The sequence below is a fragment of the Streptomyces sp. NPDC051677 genome, from assembly GCF_044453465.1.
Classification (GTDB): domain Bacteria; phylum Actinomycetota; class Actinomycetes; order Streptomycetales; family Streptomycetaceae; genus Streptomyces.
Window position 1 is genome coordinate 1 of sequence record NZ_JBITCT010000016.1, and the last position, 17,447, is coordinate 17,447.

Annotated in this window: 16 protein-coding genes and 1 pseudogene; 9 read left to right on the plus strand and 8 right to left on the minus strand. The window is 72.2% G+C overall.

Going from position 1 to position 17,447, the window contains the following annotated elements:
* Nucleotides 1-94: 94 nt before the first annotated feature.
* From ACIBAF_RS20255 to ACIBAF_RS20265, 3 genes are all read right to left on the minus strand, one after another.
* On the minus strand, nucleotides 95-1,447 hold the full coding sequence (locus tag ACIBAF_RS20255; RefSeq protein WP_399464594.1) for an esterase-like activity of phytase family protein: 1,353 nt from the start codon (nucleotides 1,445-1,447) through the stop codon (nucleotides 95-97).
* A gap of 146 nt (nucleotides 1,448-1,593) precedes the next feature.
* Nucleotides 1,594-2,895, minus strand: coding sequence for an SWF or SNF family helicase (locus ACIBAF_RS20260; protein ID WP_399464595.1), 1,302 nt, complete (start codon nucleotides 2,893-2,895; stop codon nucleotides 1,594-1,596).
* Nucleotides 2,892-5,840, minus strand: a complete 2,949-nt coding sequence (locus tag ACIBAF_RS20265; RefSeq protein WP_399464769.1) for a DEAD/DEAH box helicase — start codon at nucleotides 5,838-5,840, stop codon at nucleotides 2,892-2,894. The genes ACIBAF_RS20260 and ACIBAF_RS20265 overlap by 4 nt, the downstream gene beginning before the upstream one ends.
* 249 nt (nucleotides 5,841-6,089) lie before the next feature.
* Between ACIBAF_RS20265 and ACIBAF_RS20270 the strand changes: the two genes are divergently transcribed.
* Entirely contained in the window at nucleotides 6,090-6,272 is a 183-nt protein-coding gene (locus ACIBAF_RS20270; RefSeq protein ID WP_399464596.1) for a hypothetical protein, read from the plus strand.
* A gap of 100 nt (nucleotides 6,273-6,372) precedes the next feature.
* On the opposite strand, the gene ACIBAF_RS20275 is transcribed toward ACIBAF_RS20270, so the two are convergent.
* Nucleotides 6,373-7,293 (minus strand): hypothetical protein, encoded by a 921-nt coding sequence (locus ACIBAF_RS20275; RefSeq protein ID WP_399464597.1) that lies wholly within the window; start codon nucleotides 7,291-7,293, stop codon nucleotides 6,373-6,375.
* A gap of 139 nt (nucleotides 7,294-7,432) precedes the next feature.
* Complete coding sequence (locus tag ACIBAF_RS20280; RefSeq protein WP_399464598.1) at nucleotides 7,433-7,762, minus strand: hypothetical protein; 330 nt, start codon at nucleotides 7,760-7,762, stop codon at nucleotides 7,433-7,435.
* Nucleotides 7,763-7,909: 147 nt separating this feature from the next.
* On the opposite strand from ACIBAF_RS20280, the pseudogene ACIBAF_RS20285 reads away from it, so the two are divergent.
* Nucleotides 7,910-8,669, plus strand: a pseudogene (locus tag ACIBAF_RS20285) (alpha/beta fold hydrolase).
* Nucleotides 8,670-8,673: 4 nt separating this feature from the next.
* Here the strand turns inward: ACIBAF_RS20285 and ACIBAF_RS20290 are convergent.
* Nucleotides 8,674-9,273 carry a class I SAM-dependent methyltransferase gene (locus ACIBAF_RS20290; RefSeq protein ID WP_399464599.1) on the minus strand — a complete coding sequence of 200 codons (600 nt, stop codon included), beginning with the start codon at nucleotides 9,271-9,273 and terminating at the stop codon, nucleotides 8,674-8,676.
* 152 nt (nucleotides 9,274-9,425) lie between these two features.
* Between ACIBAF_RS20290 and ACIBAF_RS20295 the strand changes: the two genes are divergently transcribed.
* The 5 genes from ACIBAF_RS20295 (at nucleotide 9,426) to ACIBAF_RS20315 (ending at nucleotide 14,440) form a co-directional block, all read left to right on the plus strand.
* Entirely contained in the window at nucleotides 9,426-10,220 is a 795-nt protein-coding gene (locus tag ACIBAF_RS20295; protein WP_399464600.1) for an MHYT domain-containing protein, read from the plus strand.
* A 47-nt stretch (nucleotides 10,221-10,267) separates the two neighbouring features.
* On the plus strand, nucleotides 10,268-12,868 hold the full coding sequence (locus tag ACIBAF_RS20300; protein WP_399464601.1) for a nitrate- and nitrite sensing domain-containing protein: 2,601 nt from the start codon (nucleotides 10,268-10,270) through the stop codon (nucleotides 12,866-12,868).
* Entirely contained in the window at nucleotides 12,865-13,302 is a 438-nt protein-coding gene (locus tag ACIBAF_RS20305) for a roadblock/LC7 domain-containing protein (RefSeq protein WP_399464602.1), read from the plus strand. Before ACIBAF_RS20300 ends, ACIBAF_RS20305 begins: the two co-directional genes overlap by 4 nt.
* 22 nt (nucleotides 13,303-13,324) lie before the next feature.
* Complete coding sequence (locus tag ACIBAF_RS20310) at nucleotides 13,325-13,735, plus strand: DUF742 domain-containing protein (protein ID WP_399464603.1); 411 nt, start codon at nucleotides 13,325-13,327, stop codon at nucleotides 13,733-13,735.
* Nucleotides 13,736-13,834: 99 nt separating this feature from the next.
* Nucleotides 13,835-14,440, plus strand: a complete 606-nt coding sequence (locus ACIBAF_RS20315) for a GTP-binding protein (RefSeq protein WP_399464604.1) — start codon at nucleotides 13,835-13,837, stop codon at nucleotides 14,438-14,440.
* Between the two features lie 21 nt (nucleotides 14,441-14,461).
* On the opposite strand, the gene ACIBAF_RS20320 is transcribed toward ACIBAF_RS20315, so the two are convergent.
* On the minus strand, nucleotides 14,462-14,890 hold the full coding sequence (locus ACIBAF_RS20320; protein WP_399464605.1) for a PPOX class F420-dependent oxidoreductase: 429 nt from the start codon (nucleotides 14,888-14,890) through the stop codon (nucleotides 14,462-14,464).
* Nucleotides 14,891-15,009: 119 nt separating this feature from the next.
* On the opposite strand from ACIBAF_RS20320, the gene ACIBAF_RS20325 reads away from it, so the two are divergent.
* Both ACIBAF_RS20325 and ACIBAF_RS20330 read left to right on the plus strand, forming a co-directional pair.
* Entirely contained in the window at nucleotides 15,010-15,423 is a 414-nt protein-coding gene (locus ACIBAF_RS20325; protein WP_399464606.1) for a roadblock/LC7 domain-containing protein, read from the plus strand.
* A gap of 139 nt (nucleotides 15,424-15,562) precedes the next feature.
* Nucleotides 15,563-16,489, plus strand: a complete 927-nt coding sequence (locus ACIBAF_RS20330) for a DUF6397 family protein (protein WP_399464607.1) — start codon at nucleotides 15,563-15,565, stop codon at nucleotides 16,487-16,489.
* Nucleotides 16,490-16,521: 32 nt separating this feature from the next.
* On the opposite strand, the gene ACIBAF_RS20335 is transcribed toward ACIBAF_RS20330, so the two are convergent.
* Nucleotides 16,522-17,388: an acyl-CoA thioesterase gene (locus ACIBAF_RS20335; RefSeq protein WP_399464608.1), complete on the minus strand. Its 867-nt coding sequence runs from the start codon at nucleotides 17,386-17,388 to the stop codon at nucleotides 16,522-16,524.
* Nucleotides 17,389-17,447: the final 59 nt, after the last annotated feature.

Sequence of the window (17,447 nt, forward strand, 5' to 3'; positions counted from 1 at the left end):
AACGTCACCCGCAGCCGCCTCGGACGCCTCGTCCGACAAGGCTTCCTCACCCAACCCGGACGAGGTCGCTACGAGAAACGGACTTAACGTCCACTCACATGCGCCGCGGCAGCCGCACGTAGGTGACCGTCGTCTCGATGCCGCTGTCGACGAGCCGGCCTTCAGCGTCGAACGCGCCGGCGCCGTCCGTCATCCCGAAGTCGTTGTCGTTGATGAGGGCCAGCGTGTCGTGGTCGACGCGCGCGACGCCCTCGATCTTCCCGGGCACCCCGGCGACCTTGCCCAGATCGACCACCAGCCGCTTGGACAGCACCGGGACCCCCGAGGCGGCGGGATCGTCGAGCTGCTCCAGCGACGGTGACGTCGCCGCGTCGTCCCAGCGGCCGCCCAGGATGTCCGCCTCCCGCCCCAGCCTCACCAGCTGCAGCCGTGCGGCCTTGTCCGTGCGCTCCTCCACCAGCAGCCGGTCGCCGCCCACGGCGACCACGGAGGAGATCTTGAGCTCGGAGGTGTCGTCCTCGCTCGGGTCGACCACGTCGACCGGGTCGAATCGGTACGCGTACTCGGCGGTGACAGCCTTCTTCTTCGGCGAGAAACGCAGCAGACGCGCGGTCCGCGAGCCCTCTCCCGCGGCCGTGTCCGGCAGCGACAACGGGCTCTGCACCGCCAGCACGAGGTCGCCGGCCGGGAGTTGGGCGAGCCCCTCGAAACCGCGGTTGATCTTCCGGTGCAGCAGGACGGCGGGCAGCGCCTCCACGACCGGGTAGTCCGTGCCCGTCAGGTTCAGCCCCTGGGGAACGTAACGCGTCAGCACCTTCCCGCGCGCGGAGACGTGCACCAGCGAGGGCCCGTACTCGTCGACGAGCCAGAAACTCCCGTCCGCCGCCCGCACGAGGCCTTCCGTGTCCAGCCCGTTCGGGTTGTACGCCAGGGGCGTCTGCGCGTTGTAGGAGTACGGCGCCTCGTCGCGTCCCGCCTGGTTCGGCAGCCCCGTCACGGGCTTGCCCGACGACGTGGTGACCGGGATCGCCTGCACCACCTTCACCGTGCCTGCGGACACCCGGATCCGCACGATCGCCGGGTCGAATCCGGGCACGGGGAACGTGCGACGCTTGGTGCCGCTCACCTTGATCTGGCCGTTGGGCCCGCGGTCGGTGACCGTCCAGAACTCGCCCTTGCGGCCCGTGGGACAGATGTCGCTGCCGATGCCGCCGAGGTCCACGCCGCGGTCGTCGTCCACCGTGCCCGGCAGCAGCGCGTCGCTGAACGCCCCGAGCGGGATGTCGCCGAGCGTCGCGGTCCTGGTGACATGGGCCTCCTGGGCCCCCTGGGACGGTGTACCCGCGGCGGCCGGTCCGGCAGGGGCGAGCGCGGCCAGCACGGCGAGCGGTACGCCCGCGGCGACGGAACGGTTGACGCGGCGTCGACCGGCGGTATGCGGGGACATCGGGCCTCCTGAGGGGCGGTGCGGCAAGTTCGGTGACAGCGGCCAGAGTTGGCGCGCGCACCGAACGCCGCACGACCTCCGGGTGAACACGGGGCGTCGGCCGCCCGTCAGGCCGCCGCCCCCGTGCCACGGCAACGAACGCGCGTTCAGGAAAGCGCTTCCTCGCTGTCGGGCCGGGCGACGGTCAAGGCCGTCGCCGGGTCATGGGCCGCGTCCCCGGCCGGCATCCAGCGGCCACCCTCCTTGCGGTACGGCCACCAACGGCCGTCCCGCCCCAACCGCAGTTGGCAGGCCGCCCCGACGACCGTCCACCGGTTCCCCCGCGCCCGCAGCACCGGCCGCTCATCCTCCTCCCAGGCCGCATCCAACGCGGCACGCGCGCGTGCAAGAGCCTCGCCCTCGACGGTCCACTCCTCCTCGAGCACCGACAGTGCGGCCGCCCCTCCGTGACACCAGGCCTGCGCGGCCGACGCCAGTTGCTCCCGGCTGCGCCCCGACCCGGCGGCCAGCCGGCCGACGACGGCCGTGGCGGGAGGATCCGCCGCCTGAGCGCTCTCAAGGACGCCTGCCGCGAGCCGTGCCGCGTCCTGGCCGACCGCCAACTCGACCGTGGGCGCACTCCGTCCGGAGCCGTCGCGGAGCGCCTGAGCGAGCATCAGGTGCGCCGTGGCGGCCGTCCGGGCCGCCAGGATCTCCAGGGCCGCCGACTCCACCCCGGGCGGGGCTGGGGCCTCCGTGTCCAAGGAGGGCGGAACGCCTGGTTCCTCCGGGAGTTCGGGCGCGGCGGGCAGCGCAGGCAGAATGCTCCCGGCCGCGTATGCCTCGGCCGCGTCCACCCCCTCCGCCCGGAGCGGCTCCGCGTCGGTCCGAGCGACGGTGCCGCGCGCCTGGAGGTCGTCCAACAGGGTCTGTTCGGCGCGCCCCCGAAGCAGCAGCAGGACGAACGGGTCCTGGTCGAGCAGCCTTGCCACCTGATAGCAGACCGCCGCGGTGTGACCACAGTGGTCCCAGGCGCCGCAGTCGCATTCCGCCTCCAGGTCACCGAGCCCGGGCAGCAGGTCGATGCCGGCCGTCTCGGCGTCCTCGACCAGATGCGGCGGCATCTCGCGGTCGAGCAGCGCGGCGACGTGCCCGACCCGCTCGACCGCGAGATCCAGGAAACGGTCCCACTGAGCGTCCGACAGCCGGTCGAGCAGCACATCGGCCCGGCGCGGTGTGCGATCGCGGTCCTGGACGACGGCCGTGATGCGTCCCGGCCGCACCGACACCGCGCCCACGGCGCCCGCGCGCGCGAGCCGGCGGCCCGTCCTGACCTGCTCCCCGTCCAGCGCTCCGTCCTCCAACGCGGCCAGCCACGCCCGACCCCACCACGTCTGCGCGAACCCCCTCCCGTGCGCGGGAGGCAACGCGGCAAAGGTTCGTTCCTCGATGCTGTCGTGCCGGTTCATCGCGTGCCCCCTCGCAGCTCCACCAGATCGGTCAGCTCGGCGTCCGTCAGTTCCGTGAGCGCCGCCTCACCGGCCCCGAGAACGGCGTCAGCCAGGTCCCGTTTGCGGCGCAGCATGTCGGCGATGCGATCCTCGATCGTGCCCTCGGCGATCAGCCGGTGCACCTGTACGGGCCTGGTCTGACCGATGCGGTACGCCCGGTCGGTGGCCTGCGCCTCCACAGCCGGGTTCCACCAGCGGTCGTAGTGCACCACGTGCTCCGCGCGTGTGAGGTTGAGGCCCGTGCCGGCCGCCCTGAGGGACAGCAGGAACACGGGAATCTCACCGTCCTGGAATCGCCGCACCATGGCCTCGCGCTCGGCGACGGGCGTGCCGCCGTGCAGGAACTGCGTGGGCACACCACGCGCTGCAAGGTGCTGTTCCAGGAGACGTGCCAGGCGCACGTACTGCGTGAAGATCAGCACGCTCGCTCCCTCGGCGAGGAGGGTGTCGAGCAGTTCGTCCAGAAGCTCCAGTTTCCCGGAGCGCCCGGCGGTCCTCGGCTGTTCCTCCTTCAGGTACTGCGCCGGATGGTTGCAGATCTGTTTGAGGCCGGTCAGGAGCTTCACGATCAGCCCGCGTCGCGCCATGTCGTCGGCCTCGGCGATCGCCTCGAGCGTCTCGCGCACCACGGCCTCGTAAAGGCCCGCCTGCTCCTTGGTGAGGGACACCGGGCGATCCGTCTCGGTCTTCGGCGGCAGCTCGGGGGCGATCCCCGGGTCCGACTTGCGGCGGCGCAGCAGGAACGGTCCCACGAGCCGGGCGAGCCGCTCCGCCGCGGCCGGATCCCCGCCGCCCTCGACGGCTCGCGCGTACCGCGTGCGGAAGGCGCCGAGCCGGCCCAGCAGCCCCGGCGTCGTCCAGTCCAGGATCGCCCACAGCTCCGACAGGTTGTTCTCCACCGGGGTGCCCGTGAGCGCCACCCGCGCGCGTGCGCCGATCGTGCGCAGCGCCCGCGCCGTCGCCGAGTACGGGTTCTTCACATGCTGGGCCTCGTCCGCCACCACCAGACCCCACGGCACCCCGCGGAGCCTGCCTGGATCCAGTCGCAGCGTGCCGTAGGTGGTGAGCACGAACTCCCCGTCGGCCAGGGCCTCCAGATCGCGACGCGGCCCGTGGAAGCGACGCACCGCAGTGCCCGGCGCGAACCGCTCGATCTCCCGCTGCCAGTTGCCCATCAGGGACGTCGGACAGACCACGAGGGTCGGACCTGCCGATGAGACGTCCGTCTGGCGGTGCAGGTGCAGGGCGATCAACGTGACGGTCTTGCCGAGCCCCATGTCGTCCGCCAGACAACAGCCCAGCCCGAGGGACGTGGTCCGGGCCAGCCAGTCCAAGCCGCGCCGCTGGTAGTCGCGCAGCGTGGCGTCGAGCGCGGCGGGCTGCTCCACCGGCTCCTGCCCCTCCGGCCGCGTCAGCCGCTCCCGCAGGGCCGCCAGCCACCCGGTGGGCTGCACGTCGACCCTGCGGCCGTCCACCTCCGCAGAGCCCGTCAGAGCGGCTCCCAGCGCGTCTACGGGGGTCATCTTGCGGTCCTGCTGGGCGCGGGCACGGCGCAGCTCTCGTGGGTCGATCAGGACCCACTGGTCGCGCAGCCGCACCAGGGGCCGGTTGGCCTCGGCCAGACGATCCAGCTCCTCGCGGGTCAACTGCTGGTCGCCCAACCCGAACCACCAGGTGAAGGTCAGGAGCGCGTCCGCGGACAGGAAGGACGGTGTGTCCGAGCCGGTGCGGTCCGGTTCCGTTGCCTCCTGCGGCGGACCCACGACCGCGCGGGCGGTCAGCGTGCGGGCCAGCTCCCTCGGCCAGTGCACCTCGACTCCCGCGTTCGCGAGCGCCCGCGAGCCCTCGGCCAGCAGCTCGGTGACCTCCTCGTCCAGGAGGTCGACGGCGTCCGGAACCGTCGCCGACAACAGTGGGGCGAGCGCGGGCCAGGCCCGGGCCGCACGGCGCAGGGCGAGCAGGGCGTCCATCCGCGCGCGCGGGCCGAACGCCTGGTCCGTGTCCCCGTCGTCTCCCCAGATCTCGGAGGCGTCCGCGAGGAGCGCGGGATCACTGACACTGTGCACCTGCGGAACGGCCCGGAACCTGGGCTGCGCCGGGCTCGCCGGAGAGCCGGCCGTCCCGACGGCATCGGCCCCGGACATGTCGGGCTCCGACACGTCGGCGATGCCCGAGACGTCGTCGATGCCCGACACGTGGTGGATGCCCGACACCTCGATCCGCAGCGAGATCCGCAGGCCGGCGTCGTGACCCGCGGCGACATCGGCCGCCCATGGGCGCAGCTCCGGGATGCGGTGGGGCTGCTGTGCCGCATAGGCGGGCCCGCCCGTCACGAGCGGCGCTGCGGGGGTGCGGGGCAGAGCGTCAGCGACGGCGTCCAAGAACGCACGGAGGAGTCGTTCGGGGGACGGGAGCCGCAGGGGCGGTGTTTCGTTCACCGGCACGGCATGCGCCTCGGGTGGCATCGAGGCGGCCAGCCGGTGCACCTGCTCGACGTCCTCCGGGCTCAGGGGGCCGACCCGCCAGGCGTCGTGGTCCTCCTGGGACAGACCGGGCAACAGCAGTCCACGTGCCACACAGTCCAGGGCCAGCAGGGCGGCCGCGCCCCAGAAGGCCGTGGCGCGATGCGCGTCCGGCGTGACGCGCGCGCGGGCGAGGGCGGGCAGGGCGTCCCGTACCGACAGCAGCACGGCGGGCACGCGTGCGAGTGCCACACCGGCGCCTGCAGGCCTGACGACGGTCAGATCCTGTGCGACCCTCGACGCGACGACGGTAGGTGCGTCATCGTCGGGGCGCCAGAAGGCGACAGTGCCGGTACGGGCCGGGGTGCCGGGCACGAACACGGCGCAGCAACGGGCCAGTTCGGAGATCTCGGACGGTGCTTCCACGGGAACCGACTGCACGGTGATGAGCTCGCTCCTCAAATTTGACTACTGGGGTTGCGGTCGCCGAGGGTACAGCACTTCGGCGGGGAATGCGCGCCGACTTGGGGCCGAGGGACCCTGTCGTCTGGGAACCCGGGGCGAGAAGGACCTCAGGGGCGTCTCGGGGATGCACCTCAGGGAGGTCTCAGGGTCGATTCCGGAACCGCGGGAGGCGCGGACCCGTTTTCATGGCAGAGAGCGGCAGTGGCCGCGAAGGAGGCGACACAGATGTCGAAGAACGCGAAGATCGCCGCAGGAGGTGTGGCGGCTGGGCTCCTCCTGCTGATCTGGCTGCCCTGGTGGGCGGCCCTGCTGATCGTGCTGGGAGTCCCGGCGGCGGCTTACCTCACGCTGGATCCCTCACAGCGGCGCAGGCTGCGCCGTGTCACACGCAAGGAGCTCGGCCGGTGAGCGACGGGGACCGCACCGCGGTCCCCGTCTTCCGGCACATGCCGGCCGCCGGGGCCCGCGGGCGTCGCGCGACCGGAAAGACCCCTACGGCCGCAGCAGCTCAGAGGGGTCGCACGGCCATCTTGTCGAGCGCTTCCAGGAGCCCGGGCAGTTCGGGGCCGCGGCCGACCGGCAGCACCTCGCCGGGCTGTTCGTCGAGCAGGACGAACGCGATGTCGTCGGTCCTGGCCACCAGCGACCAGCCGGGGCCGTCGGCACGCAGAGTGCGCGCGTCACCGGGAGCGAACGAAGAACGCACGCGGCCGAGGGGAGGCGGGGTGTCCACATAGGCACGCACCTCGGCCAGGACGCGTCGGACCCCCCTGTGCCCCTTCGGCACCCCCTTCTCGGCCTTGTCGGACCCGTTGGCCACGTCGGCTTCGTCGGACCTTCCGGACTCGTCAGACTCGACGACCTCGTCGGACCGGCCCTCGTCGTCGCTGCCTGCATCCGCTCCGGCGCCCGCCCGTGGAGGCGCGAACTCCGTGTCGTCGATCTGCTCGCGCCACAGGGCCCACTGGAGCGCGATCTCGTCGGCCCCGAGCCGCCGCTGCGCCGGACCCCACGTGGTCGTGTCCGGAGGGCACAGCGCTGGGCTGTCCGCGACCTCGGGGCCGGGATCGTGCGGCGCGGGCACCCCCGGAGCCGCGACGGCGACCGCCAGCGGCCAGCCGGGCAGCGCGGCGACGACCGTCCGCTCGTCCGGCGAGAGGTCGTACTCCATGCCGCAGTCCCACGACGCGATGGCCACGGCCACCAGCGACACGTCGTCGATGACGACAGTCCATCGCGCGCCCTCGCCGTCCTGGCCCAGCACCAGGCCATACCCATCGGCGAGCGGCGGGAGGCCGAGCGCCGCACAGGCCTCCGGGTAGTCGTCGCCCAGCGCGCTCGGGAACTTCGCCGGCGTCAGCAGCACCGCCGTGAGCACATAGAGCGCCTCGTCCGCGGCGGCGACGGCGTCCTCGTCCGTCCCGGCCATCCCAGCCTCCCCATCGGTTCGTCCAACGGCGCGCACCCTAGTGCGACGGGAAGGCGCTTGTCACGGCTGCCCAACACGCCCGGAGCTGCAGTTTTCCGGCCGGACGGGGCGAATCGCCCCCCGTCGGCCGTTGAATGCATCACGCCGACGGCAGTCCGAGGAGTGCACGGGCCACGGTCTGGGGCGACTCGTCGCGCTCCCGCGCGAGAGCGATCACGGCGCGACAGGCCAGTTCGTTGACCCCGAAGGACAACGCCTCCGGCGACACCCAGCCCGCCGCCTCCTCGATCCCGTCCTGATCGTCTTGCGCGCAGGCCGAGACGTACGCGGCGGCCGCCTCGAAAAGATTGTGCGTGCGCTTCCCGCCGGCGCCCGAGGCCGTGTCCGGACGTCCCTCCCCGTCCGCACGCGACCGGGTGCGCGGCGCGCCGAGGAGTCTGCTGTAGGCCTTGCGGATCCAGTCGAGCATGTCGACCACCTTCCCCCTGCGCGATTGCCGCAACTGATCGTTCATCTCCTGCTGCTCAACCTAGAGTTGGAGCTCCGGCGGCAGAAGAGGGCCGGAGCGGTGGGCGTCACGCGGCTCCGCTGCACGGGGCGGCCCCAGGGGGAAACGATGCATCAGGCCGAGTTCGACGGCGCGGGCAGCCACGTTCGCTGGACCGAGACACCGGGCGCGGAACCCGCGCGCGTGTACGTGCACGGGCTCGGCGCGGCCTCGGCCGTCTACCACGCGCATGTGGCGGCCCGTACCGAACTCGCCGGCCGGCGCAGCCTGTTCGTCGATCTGCCGGGACACGGCATCAGCGACCGCCCCGCGGACTTCGGCTACACACTCGAGGAGCACGCCGACGCTCTGGCGGCCGCGCTGGACGCGGCGGACGTGACCGGCGCCGAGCTGGTCGCCCACAGCATGGGCGACTCCGTGGCCATCGTCCTCGCCCACCGCCGGCCCGACATGGTCGCGCGGCTCGTGCTGGCGGAGGCCAACCTCGACGCCTTCCCGCCGCCCACCGCAGGCAGCAGCGGCATCGCCTCGTACGCGGAGGACGAGTTCGTGGACGGCGGGCACGCGCGCGTGCTGGCAGAAGTGGGGCCCCTGTGGGCCGCGACCATGCGGCTGGCCGACGCGCGCGCCCTGCACCGCAGCGCGGTGGGACTCAGGCACGGATCCGAGCCGGGTCATGCGCGAGATCCTGGCCGGTCTCAAGTCGGTCGAGCGGGTCTACCTGCAGGGTGAGCTCACCGGTGAGCTCGACGGAGCGGACGCCCTGGAGACGGCGGGCGTGCGCGTGGTGACGGTGCCGGGCGCCGGGCACAACGTCATGTTCGACAACCCCGACGCTTTCGTGCAGGCGGTCGCCGAAGGAGCGTGAGCCCTCAGGGCTCGCGGACGGCCAGGGCCAGGAAACGGTCGTCCTCATCGACGTACGACGTCATGCGCCACCCCGACGCGGCCAGCAGCGGGCGGAGGCTGGGCTCCGCGCGCAGGTCCTCCGGGGTGATCTGCCGGCCCTGCCGGGCCGCGAGCGCCGCCCTGCCGATCGGGTGGAACAGCGCCAGCGTGCCGCCGGGGCGCACCACCCGCGCCAACTCCCCGAGGTTCTCGGCCGGGCGGGGCAGATGGGCGATGAGGCCCGCAGCGAACACGGCGTCCAGCGACGCGGAGCGCAGGGGAAGCGCGGCGACGTCGGCCGACACGAGTTGCCCGTCACGGTCGCGTCCGGCCCGTACGGCGGCCTCCAGCATGGCCGGAGTCAGATCGACCCCGATGACCACTCCCGAGGGCCCCACGGCCGCACGCAGCGGCGTCAGGGCCCGTCCGGTGCCACAGCCGGCGTCCAGTACGCGGTCGCCCTCGCGCAGACCGAGGTCGCCGACCGCGGCCGCGTAGGCGGGGCCGTCGTCGGGGAACCGGCGGTCCCAGTCCGCGGCGCGGGCCGTGAAGAACTCCTGAACATGTGTGTGGTCGTCGCTCATGTTCCGCATGATCCCTCACTGACGCGGACGGCGCCTCGGCGCACATGTTCGAGCGTGACTCGATCGATCCGGCGCATTTCTCCGTCATATTCCAACACCTTTCGAAATGCGCCCCCTTTGTGCTCCCGTGCCCCGGCTAGCGTCCCGTGGCCATGGGACACCTGGACCACGCCGCCTTCGGCTGGCTGACCCCCGTGCTGTCGTACGTGATGGCCTGCATCGGCGCCGCCCTCGGGCTGCGCTGCACCGTGCGCGCCCTCGGCGCCACCGGACGCTCGCGCCGGAACTGGCTGATCACCGCGGCCTCGGCGATCGGCTCCGGCATCTGGACCATGCACTTCGTGGCCATGCTCGGCTTCGGCGTCAGCGGCACCGACATCCGCTACGACGTTCCGCTGACCGTGCTCAGCCTCCTCGTCGCCATGGTCGTCGTCTGCGCCGGCGTCTTCTCCGTCGGCTACAGCCGTGACCGCACGCGCGCGTTGCTGATCGGCGGACTGACCACGGGCCTGGGGGTCGCGAGCATGCACTACCTGGGGATGGCCGCAGTCCGGCTGCACGGCGACGTGACCTACGATCCGGTGCGCGTCGGACTCTCCGTCCTGATCGCCGTCGTCGCGGCCACCGCGGCCCTCTGGGCGGCACTCAACATCAAGTCGCCGATCGCGGTCACCGTCGCCTCCCTCGTCATGGGCGCGGCCGTGAGCAGCATGCACTACACCGCGATGTTCGCGGTGAGCGTCCACGTCACGCCCTCCGGGGAGGCACTGCCCGGGGCCACGGCGATGCAGTTCATCTTCCCCCTCGCCGTCGGCCTCGGGTCCTACCTCTTCCTGACCTCGGCCTTCGTCGCGTTGTCGCCCACCACGGGGGAGCGCGAGGCATCCGCCACGGCACAACAACCGGTGGAGAACCCGCCCGGTCGACAGCAGGCCCGGACCGTCTGACGCGACCGGCACGGCACGCCCCCGAACCACTTCCGAGCGAGGAGGCCATGCGTACACCCCGTAGGACCCACACGGCAGGCGCCGACGCGCCGCCCCCCACGCGCGGGCGCCGCGCCCACGCCGGTCCCCCCGCCGACGAGGGGCCGGACGAGCAGACGGACACACCGGCGGGCGCGATACCCCCGCGCGCGGAACGCTGGCGGATCCGTCCGCGCACCGTCCGCGCCAAGATCGTCTGCCTGCTGATGGTGCCGGTCGTCTCCCTGCTCGCCCTGTGGGCGTACGCCACCGTCAGCACCGCCCAGAACGTCGCCGGACTGCGCCAGTTGCAGCGCGTGGACTCCGAGGTGCGCGCCCCCGTCGCGGCGGCGGTGGCCGCCCTGCAGACCGAGCGGGCAGCCGCCGTACGGTACGCGACCGCTCCCGCGTCCGGTCAGGACGGCGACCTCAGGGCGCTCGCGGAACGCACCGACCGGGCGGTCGCCGCACTGCGGCTCGGCGACGACAGCACCGTCGCCGACGGTCAGGAACTGCCCGCGGGAGTGGCCCAGCGGCTCGAGTCGTTCGTCTCCAGGGCCGAGGGACTCCCCTCGGTGCGGACCGCCGTGCTCGACGGCAGCACCGGCTGGGAGGAGACGTACGGCCGGTACACGAGCACGATCTCCGCGGCCTTCTCGGTCGGCGGCGCGCTCTCCGGCATCCAGGACGCCGAACTCGGCTCCGACGCGCGCGTGCTGCTCGAGTTCTCCCGCGCGGGCGAGGCGCTCTCCCAGGAGGACGTCGTGCTCGCCGGCGCCCGCCGGGCCGGGCGCCTCGACGGACAGCGCCTACGTCTGTTCACCGGCGCCGTCGCCGCACGCCGCACCCTGACGGAGTCGGCCGTGGCGGACCTGCGCGGCCCCGAACGCACCGCCTGGCAGCGCCTCGCCGCCGGCAGCGCCTACGCCGCCCTGGACGCCGCAGAGGACAAGGTGCTCGCCGACGGGCCCGGTGCGAAAGCGATCGCGGCTGCTCCGGCGAGCACCTGGAACAAAGCCCACGCGCGCGTGCAGAGCGGGATGCGGACCATCGAGGCGGACGCCGGACGCGGTGTCGCCGACCGGGCCGACCCCTTCACCCGCGGTCTGCTCACCGCCGCAGGCGCCGCGGTCCTGCTCGGCCTCGCCGCCGTGGTCGCCTCACTCGTCATCTCCGTGCGCATCGGCCGCGGACTCGTCGTCGAACTGGTCAGCCTGCGCAACAGCGCCCTGGAGATCGCCCGGCGCAAACTCCCTGAGGCCATGCGGAAACTGCGCGCCGGGGAGGAGATCGACGTCCGCGCAGAGGCCCCGCCCGGGCCTCCCTCCGAGGACGAGACGGGCCAGGTCGCCGAGGCTCTGGGCACCGTGCACCGTGCCGCGCTGCGCGCCGCCGTGGAGCGCGCCGAACTCGCCAGCGGCATCTCCGGGGTGTTCGTCAACCTCGCCCGCCGCAGCCAGGTCCTCGTGCACCGCCAGTTGAGCCTCCTGGACAGCATGGAACGCCGCTCCGACGACCCGAACGAGCTGAGCGACCTCTTCCGGCTGGACCACCTCACCACCCGTATGCGGCGCCACGCGGAGAGCCTGATCATCCTGTCCGGGGCGGCGCCGGGCCGGGCCTGGCGCATGCCGGTGTCCCTCACGAACGTGGTCCGCGCCGCCGTCTCCGAGGTCGAGGACTACGCGCGCGTGGAGGTACGGCAGCTCCCGGAGGCGGCCGTCATCGGCACCGCGGTCGCCGACCTCACCCACCTGCTCGCCGAACTCGTCGAGAACGCCGCCCAGTTCTCGCCCCCGCACACGCGTGTGCGCGTCACCGGCGAACCCGTGGGCAACGGATACGCCGTCGAGGTCGAGGACCGGGGCCTGGGCATGGGCAAGGAAACCCTCACCGACGCCAACCGGCGTATCGCGCAGTCCGAGGCCCTCGACCTCTTCGACAGCGACCGGCTCGGCCTGTTCGTGGTCAGCAGGCTCGCCGCCCGTCACGGCATCAAGGTGCACCTGCGCACCTCGCCCTACGGCGGCACCACAGCGGTCGTCCTGCTGCCGACGGCCCTGCTCCACAGCAGCAAGCCGGAACGTTCCGCCCGTGAGATCGCGCAGGCGGAACAGTCCACGGAACGCGAGCACGCGCGCGTGCCGGAAGCCGACCGCGATGCCTCCGACCGTGTCGCCGCTGCCTCGAGCCGTCATGCCTACGACCGCGAAGCCGCGGACCGCCATGTCCCGGACCGCCATCCGGAGGCCGTGACCGCGGCCGCCGACCGCCCCGCGCTGGTGGCCCCCATACGGGCCGCCGCCGAACCGGCGGCCGCCGACCCCCCGCCTCCCGGAGTCACGACCTTGCGCCTGCACCGCTCCCCGGACGACTCCGAAGGCTCGGACGACCTCCCGCGCCGGGTGCGGCAGGCCCATCTCGCCCCCCAACTGCGCCGCCCGCTCCCAGAAGAACAGACCCGGGCGCCCGAGTCGCGCGGCGACGAGGGGCGCACCCCCGAACTCGTACGGGACCGAATGGCGGCCTACCGGGACGGCTGGGCCCGGGGCGGCGGCAGGCAACCCGGCCGCGGAGCCACCCCGGACCCTGCACCGGGCAGCGACAGCAGCGAAGGAGACCCCGCATGATCCAGGACCCGAGCACGAGGTCGGCCCAGCGGTCCGGCGAACTCGACTGGCTGCTGGACGACTTGGTGATGCGCGTGAGCGAGGTACGGCACGCCGTGGTGCTGTCGAACGACGGCCTCGCCGTCGGCGCCTCGACCGACCTCAGGCGTGAGGACGCCGAACACCTCGCCGCCGTCGCCTCCGGCTTCCACAGCCTCGCCAAGGGCGCGGGCCGGCACTTCGGCGCCGGCGGCGTGCGCCAGACCATGGTGGAGATGGACGACGGCTTCCTCTTCGTGGCCGCCGCGGGCGACGGCTCCTGCCTGGCCGTCCTCACCGCCGTGACCGCCGACATAGGCCTGGTCGCCTACGAGATGGCGCGGCTGGTCAAGCGGGTCGGAGAGCACCTCTACACGCCGGCACGCCTCGGCGCGCGGCCACCCGCCGGCGGATGAGGCGAGAGAGCGACCCGCGCAGATGACCGAGGACATGACCGGCGCCCAGCGCGAGCTGGGCAGCCAGTGGTACGACAACGAGGCCGGTCCGCTCGTCCGCCCGTACGCCATGACGGGCGGACGCACGAAACCGGGCCCCACCGGGGTGCGCTTCGACCTGATCGCCCTGGTCACCCTGGACCCGGGCGCGCCGGGCACGGACGGCATGGCGCTCGGGCCGGAGCATCGCACCCTCATCGACCTCTGCCGTACGGAGACCCAGTCCGTCGCGGAACTCGCGGCGGGCGCGGATCTTCCCGTCGGCGTGGTCAGGGTGCTCCTCGGAGACCTGCTGGAACTCGGTTGCGTCACCGTCAGCCGTCCCGTCCCGCCCGCCCAGTTGCCCGACGAGCGGATCCTGCGCGAGGTGATCGAGGGGCTGCGAGCGCTGTAGCGGAACGCTCAACCCCACCCGGACGGAAAACGACCCAAGTTGTCATGCTGCTGGCTTCGCACACATGCCGAAGTCGTACTCTCCCGAGAGAAGTGATCCATGGTCTCCGAGCACTCCGATGCCACAGGCGGCGAGACGGCCCCCCTGGCGTTGAAGATTCTGGTCGCCGGCGGGTTCGGCGTGGGCAAGACCACCATGGTGGGCGCGGTCAGTGAGATCAAACCACTGCGCACCGAGGAACTGCTCAGCGAAGCCGGGCAGTTGGTGGACGACACCGACGGCGTGGACCAGAAGGTCACGACGACCGTGGCGATGGACTTCGGCCGGATCACCATCCGATCCGGTCTCTCCCTCTACCTGTTCGGAACACCGGGCCAGGACCGCTTCTGGTTCCTGTGGGACGAACTGTCGCAGGGTGCTCTCGGCGCGGTGGTCCTGGCCGACACCCGTCGCCTCGCGGACTGTTTTCCCGCGGTCGACTACTTCGAGCACCGGCACATCCCCTTCGTCGTGGCCGTCAACTGTTTCGCGGGCACGCGGACATACGGCGCCCAGGACGTCTCGCGCGCCCTCGACCTCGACGGAGGCACCCCCGTCGTCCTGTGCGACGCCCGTGACCGCGACTCCGGGAAGGAGGTACTGATCCGGCTGGTCGAGTACGCCGGACGGATGCACACCGCCCGGCTGCTCGACTCGGTGGGCTGACCGCGCCGTCGTAGGCCCGGGTCAGTCCGCGATGGACTTCTGCGCCAGCACCTTGTCGATCCGGACCCGGACGAGCAGTTCCCCGGGGACGCCGTTGCGGGCCCCGAACTCCTCGGCGCGCTCCTCGCCCATGTAGCGTGCCGCGATCCGAGCCGCCCAGTGCCGGAGCTCGTCGAGCTCCTCCGAGATCCGGGCCCGGCCCTGCACCACCACGAAGTCGAACGGGGGCCGGTCGTCGTCCACACACAGGGCGATCCGGCCGTCCCGCGCCAGGTTGCGTCCCTTCACCGTCTCCTTTCCCGTGTTGAACACCACGTCGTCCCCGTCGAGCAGGAACCAGATCGGCGCCACGTGCGGACTGCCGTCCGCTCGCACGGTCGACAGTTTTCCGGTGCGGGTGCCGTGGGTGACGAAGGCCCGCCATTCCTCATCGGTCATCTTCTGTGCCATGCCGCCATCCTCCTTGATCCGGCGGCCGATCCTGGGGAAGGGTGGCGGACAGGTTCTCCGGCCAGGTGGAGGATCACATGGGGAAGTTCATACGGGGAACGTCACACGGGGAGTGGCACATGGTGCAGAACCAGGAGCTGGGCTGGCTGTTGGACGACTTGACCGAGCGCGTCGACCACGTGCGGCACGCGCTCGTCCTGTCCAACGACGGTCTGGTGGCGGGCGCGAGCACGGGACTGCGCCGGGAGGACGCGGAGCACCTCGCCGCGGTCTCGTCCGGACTGCACAGCCTGGCCAAGGGGTCAGGACGCCATTTCAGCGCGGGCCGAGTCCGTCAGACGATGATCGAGTTCGACGACGCGGTGCTGTTCGTCACCGCCGCGGGAACCGGCAGCTGCCTGTGCGTGCTCAGTGCGGCGGAGGCCGACATGGGCCAGATCGCCTACGAGATGACCCTGCTCGTCAACCGGGTCGGCGAACACCTCACGGTGGACGCCCGACAGCCCGAGCGCGCCCCGCTGACCGATCTCTGACCTGCGCTTTTGGTCTCCCCCGGGGAGTTATCCACAGGCTTGCCACGAGATCGGCGATTCCGGCTACGGTTTTTCCCGAGGCCACCGCGGACAGCGCGGGCCTGCTGCACTCCACTTGACTCCACGGGGGAGACCGACCATGTCCGGCAACACCGTCACGCAACCACACTCCGTTTCCTGCACGCCGAGTCGGGCGGCGCGGGAACTCAACCTGAAGCGAAGTGAGTTCGACCTCGCCGTGCACCTCGGGCGCATCAGGACCCTGCCCGACGACGGAGGAGGGGGCCCTCGGGTGGCCCGCACGGAGATCGACCGCCTGCGCTCGGGACCCGGCTTCCCCGAAGCGCTGCGCGAGAGCGTGCTGACCGTGGGCACCGGCGAAGCAGCGGCCGTCCTGGACGTGCCTCCCGCCCGGTTCACCCGCCTCGCGCGGGTGGGACTGGTGGTGCCCGTCAGGTTCTATCTCAACCGCTACCGAGCCGTCGTCTGGCTGTATCTCGCCGAAGAACTACGCCAGTTCGCCGCCGACAGGACCAACTCGTCCCTGCTCACCGGTCGGACACCCGAAACGTTGCGCAAGCAGCTGGCCGAAGGCATTGACCTGCGGGCCCGGAACTGGCGGGGACGCCACCTCGGCTTCCTGCTCCGACAGGCCGACGGCCCCTGGCAGCACGCCGGAGTTCTGGCCGGGTTCCTCGACCCCCTCCAGGTCGCGGAGATCGTCAGGGACCCCTACGAACGCTCCCACCTGAACAGGTTCCGGCCAGGGCCGCCGGCCCACGGCACCCCGGGTACGCCGGGTGCGCAACTCGTCGAGAAGATCATGACGGCGGACGACCCCGACGAGATCGCCTGGCTGAGGTCCGACCTGGAACGCACCCTGGACGAGGCCCGTGCCGACCAGCCCGCGCCGCGCCCCTCGCCGAAGCCGTTCAGGTCGACGCCTGTTCCGTCGGCCCCGACGCATCCGGCCCCGACGCATCCGGTGCCGCGACCGGACAAGCCCGACGAGCCCGGCCGATCGACGCGAGGCCTGCTGAGCCGATGGCGCCGCCGAAACGTGTGACGTACAGGAACGTGACGGTACGGGAACGGGAGCTACAGCGCCCGGAAGAGACCCTCCTGGACGACGGACACCAGCAGACGCCCGTCCAGGTCGTAGATACGCCCGCGGGCCAGCCCTCGGCCGCAGGTGGCGATCGGCGACTCCTGGTCGTACAGGAACCACTCGTCCGCACGGAACGGCCGATGGAACCACATCGCGTGGTCCAACGACGCCATGTCGAAGTTCCGCGGCCCCCACAGGGGTTCGACCGGGAGGCGGACGGCGTCCAGGAGAGTCATGTCGCTGGCGTAGGTGAGCGCGCAGGTGTGGACGAGCGGATCGTCGCCGAGCGGACCGACCGCCCGCATCCACACCGCGCTGCGCGGCTCGGCTCCCTTGACGTCCTCGGCGCTCCAGCGCAGCCGGTCCGCGTACCGGATGTCGAACGGCTGACGGCGCGCCATGCGCTCCAACTGCTCGGGCAACGCGCCCAGATGCTCCCGGACCTCTTCCGCGACCGTCGGCAGGGACTCCGGGTCCGGGACCTCCCGGGCCGGCGGCAGCTGGTGCTCGAACGGACCCACCTCAGGCTTGTGAAAGGAGGCGGTGAGATTGAAGATCGTGCGCCCCTGCTGCACGGCGGTCACCCGGCGGGTGGTGAAGGACCGCCCGTCCCGCACCCGTTCGACCTGGTACACGATGGGCACACCCGGCCGGCCCGGGCGCAGGAAGTACGCGTGCAATGAGTGCACGGGCCGGTCGCCGTCGGTGGTCCGCCCGGCCGCGACCAGCGCCTGGCCCGCCACCTGGCCGCCGAAGACCCGCTGCAGGGACTCCAGCGGGCTGCGGCCACGGAAGATGTTGACCTCGATCTGCTCCAGGTCGAGCAGGTCCACGAGCTTCTCGGCCGGATTCGTCATCGGTGCGCTTCTCCTGTGCCTTGTGCCGTTCCTTGTTCTCTCCGCGCTTCGGCGGCTGC

Coding starts and splice junctions, on each gene's coding strand:
- ACIBAF_RS20335 (WP_399464608.1), bottom strand. CDS start 17,388: ATGACGAATCCGGCCGAGAAGCTCGTGGACCTGCTCGACCTGGAGCAG.
- ACIBAF_RS20295 (WP_399464600.1), top strand. CDS start 9,426: ATGGGACACCTGGACCACGCCGCCTTCGGCTGGCTGACCCCCGTGCTG.
- ACIBAF_RS20310 (WP_399464603.1), top strand. CDS start 13,325: ATGACCGAGGACATGACCGGCGCCCAGCGCGAGCTGGGCAGCCAGTGG.
- ACIBAF_RS20315 (WP_399464604.1), top strand. CDS start 13,835: ATGGTCTCCGAGCACTCCGATGCCACAGGCGGCGAGACGGCCCCCCTG.
- ACIBAF_RS20280 (WP_399464598.1), bottom strand. CDS start 7,762: ATGCTCGACTGGATCCGCAAGGCCTACAGCAGACTCCTCGGCGCGCCG.
- ACIBAF_RS20305 (WP_399464602.1), top strand. CDS start 12,865: ATGATCCAGGACCCGAGCACGAGGTCGGCCCAGCGGTCCGGCGAACTC.
- ACIBAF_RS20325 (WP_399464606.1), top strand. CDS start 15,010: ATGGTGCAGAACCAGGAGCTGGGCTGGCTGTTGGACGACTTGACCGAG.
- ACIBAF_RS20320 (WP_399464605.1), bottom strand. CDS start 14,890: ATGGCACAGAAGATGACCGATGAGGAATGGCGGGCCTTCGTCACCCAC.
- ACIBAF_RS20330 (WP_399464607.1), top strand. CDS start 15,563: ATGTCCGGCAACACCGTCACGCAACCACACTCCGTTTCCTGCACGCCG.
- ACIBAF_RS20270 (WP_399464596.1), top strand. CDS start 6,090: ATGTCGAAGAACGCGAAGATCGCCGCAGGAGGTGTGGCGGCTGGGCTC.
- ACIBAF_RS20275 (WP_399464597.1), bottom strand. CDS start 7,293: ATGGCCGGGACGGACGAGGACGCCGTCGCCGCCGCGGACGAGGCGCTC.
- ACIBAF_RS20290 (WP_399464599.1), bottom strand. CDS start 9,273: ATGAGCGACGACCACACACATGTTCAGGAGTTCTTCACGGCCCGCGCC.
- ACIBAF_RS20260 (WP_399464595.1), bottom strand. CDS start 2,895: ATGAACCGGCACGACAGCATCGAGGAACGAACCTTTGCCGCGTTGCCT.
- ACIBAF_RS20255 (WP_399464594.1), bottom strand. CDS start 1,447: ATGTCCCCGCATACCGCCGGTCGACGCCGCGTCAACCGTTCCGTCGCC.
- ACIBAF_RS20300 (WP_399464601.1), top strand. CDS start 10,268: ATGCGTACACCCCGTAGGACCCACACGGCAGGCGCCGACGCGCCGCCC.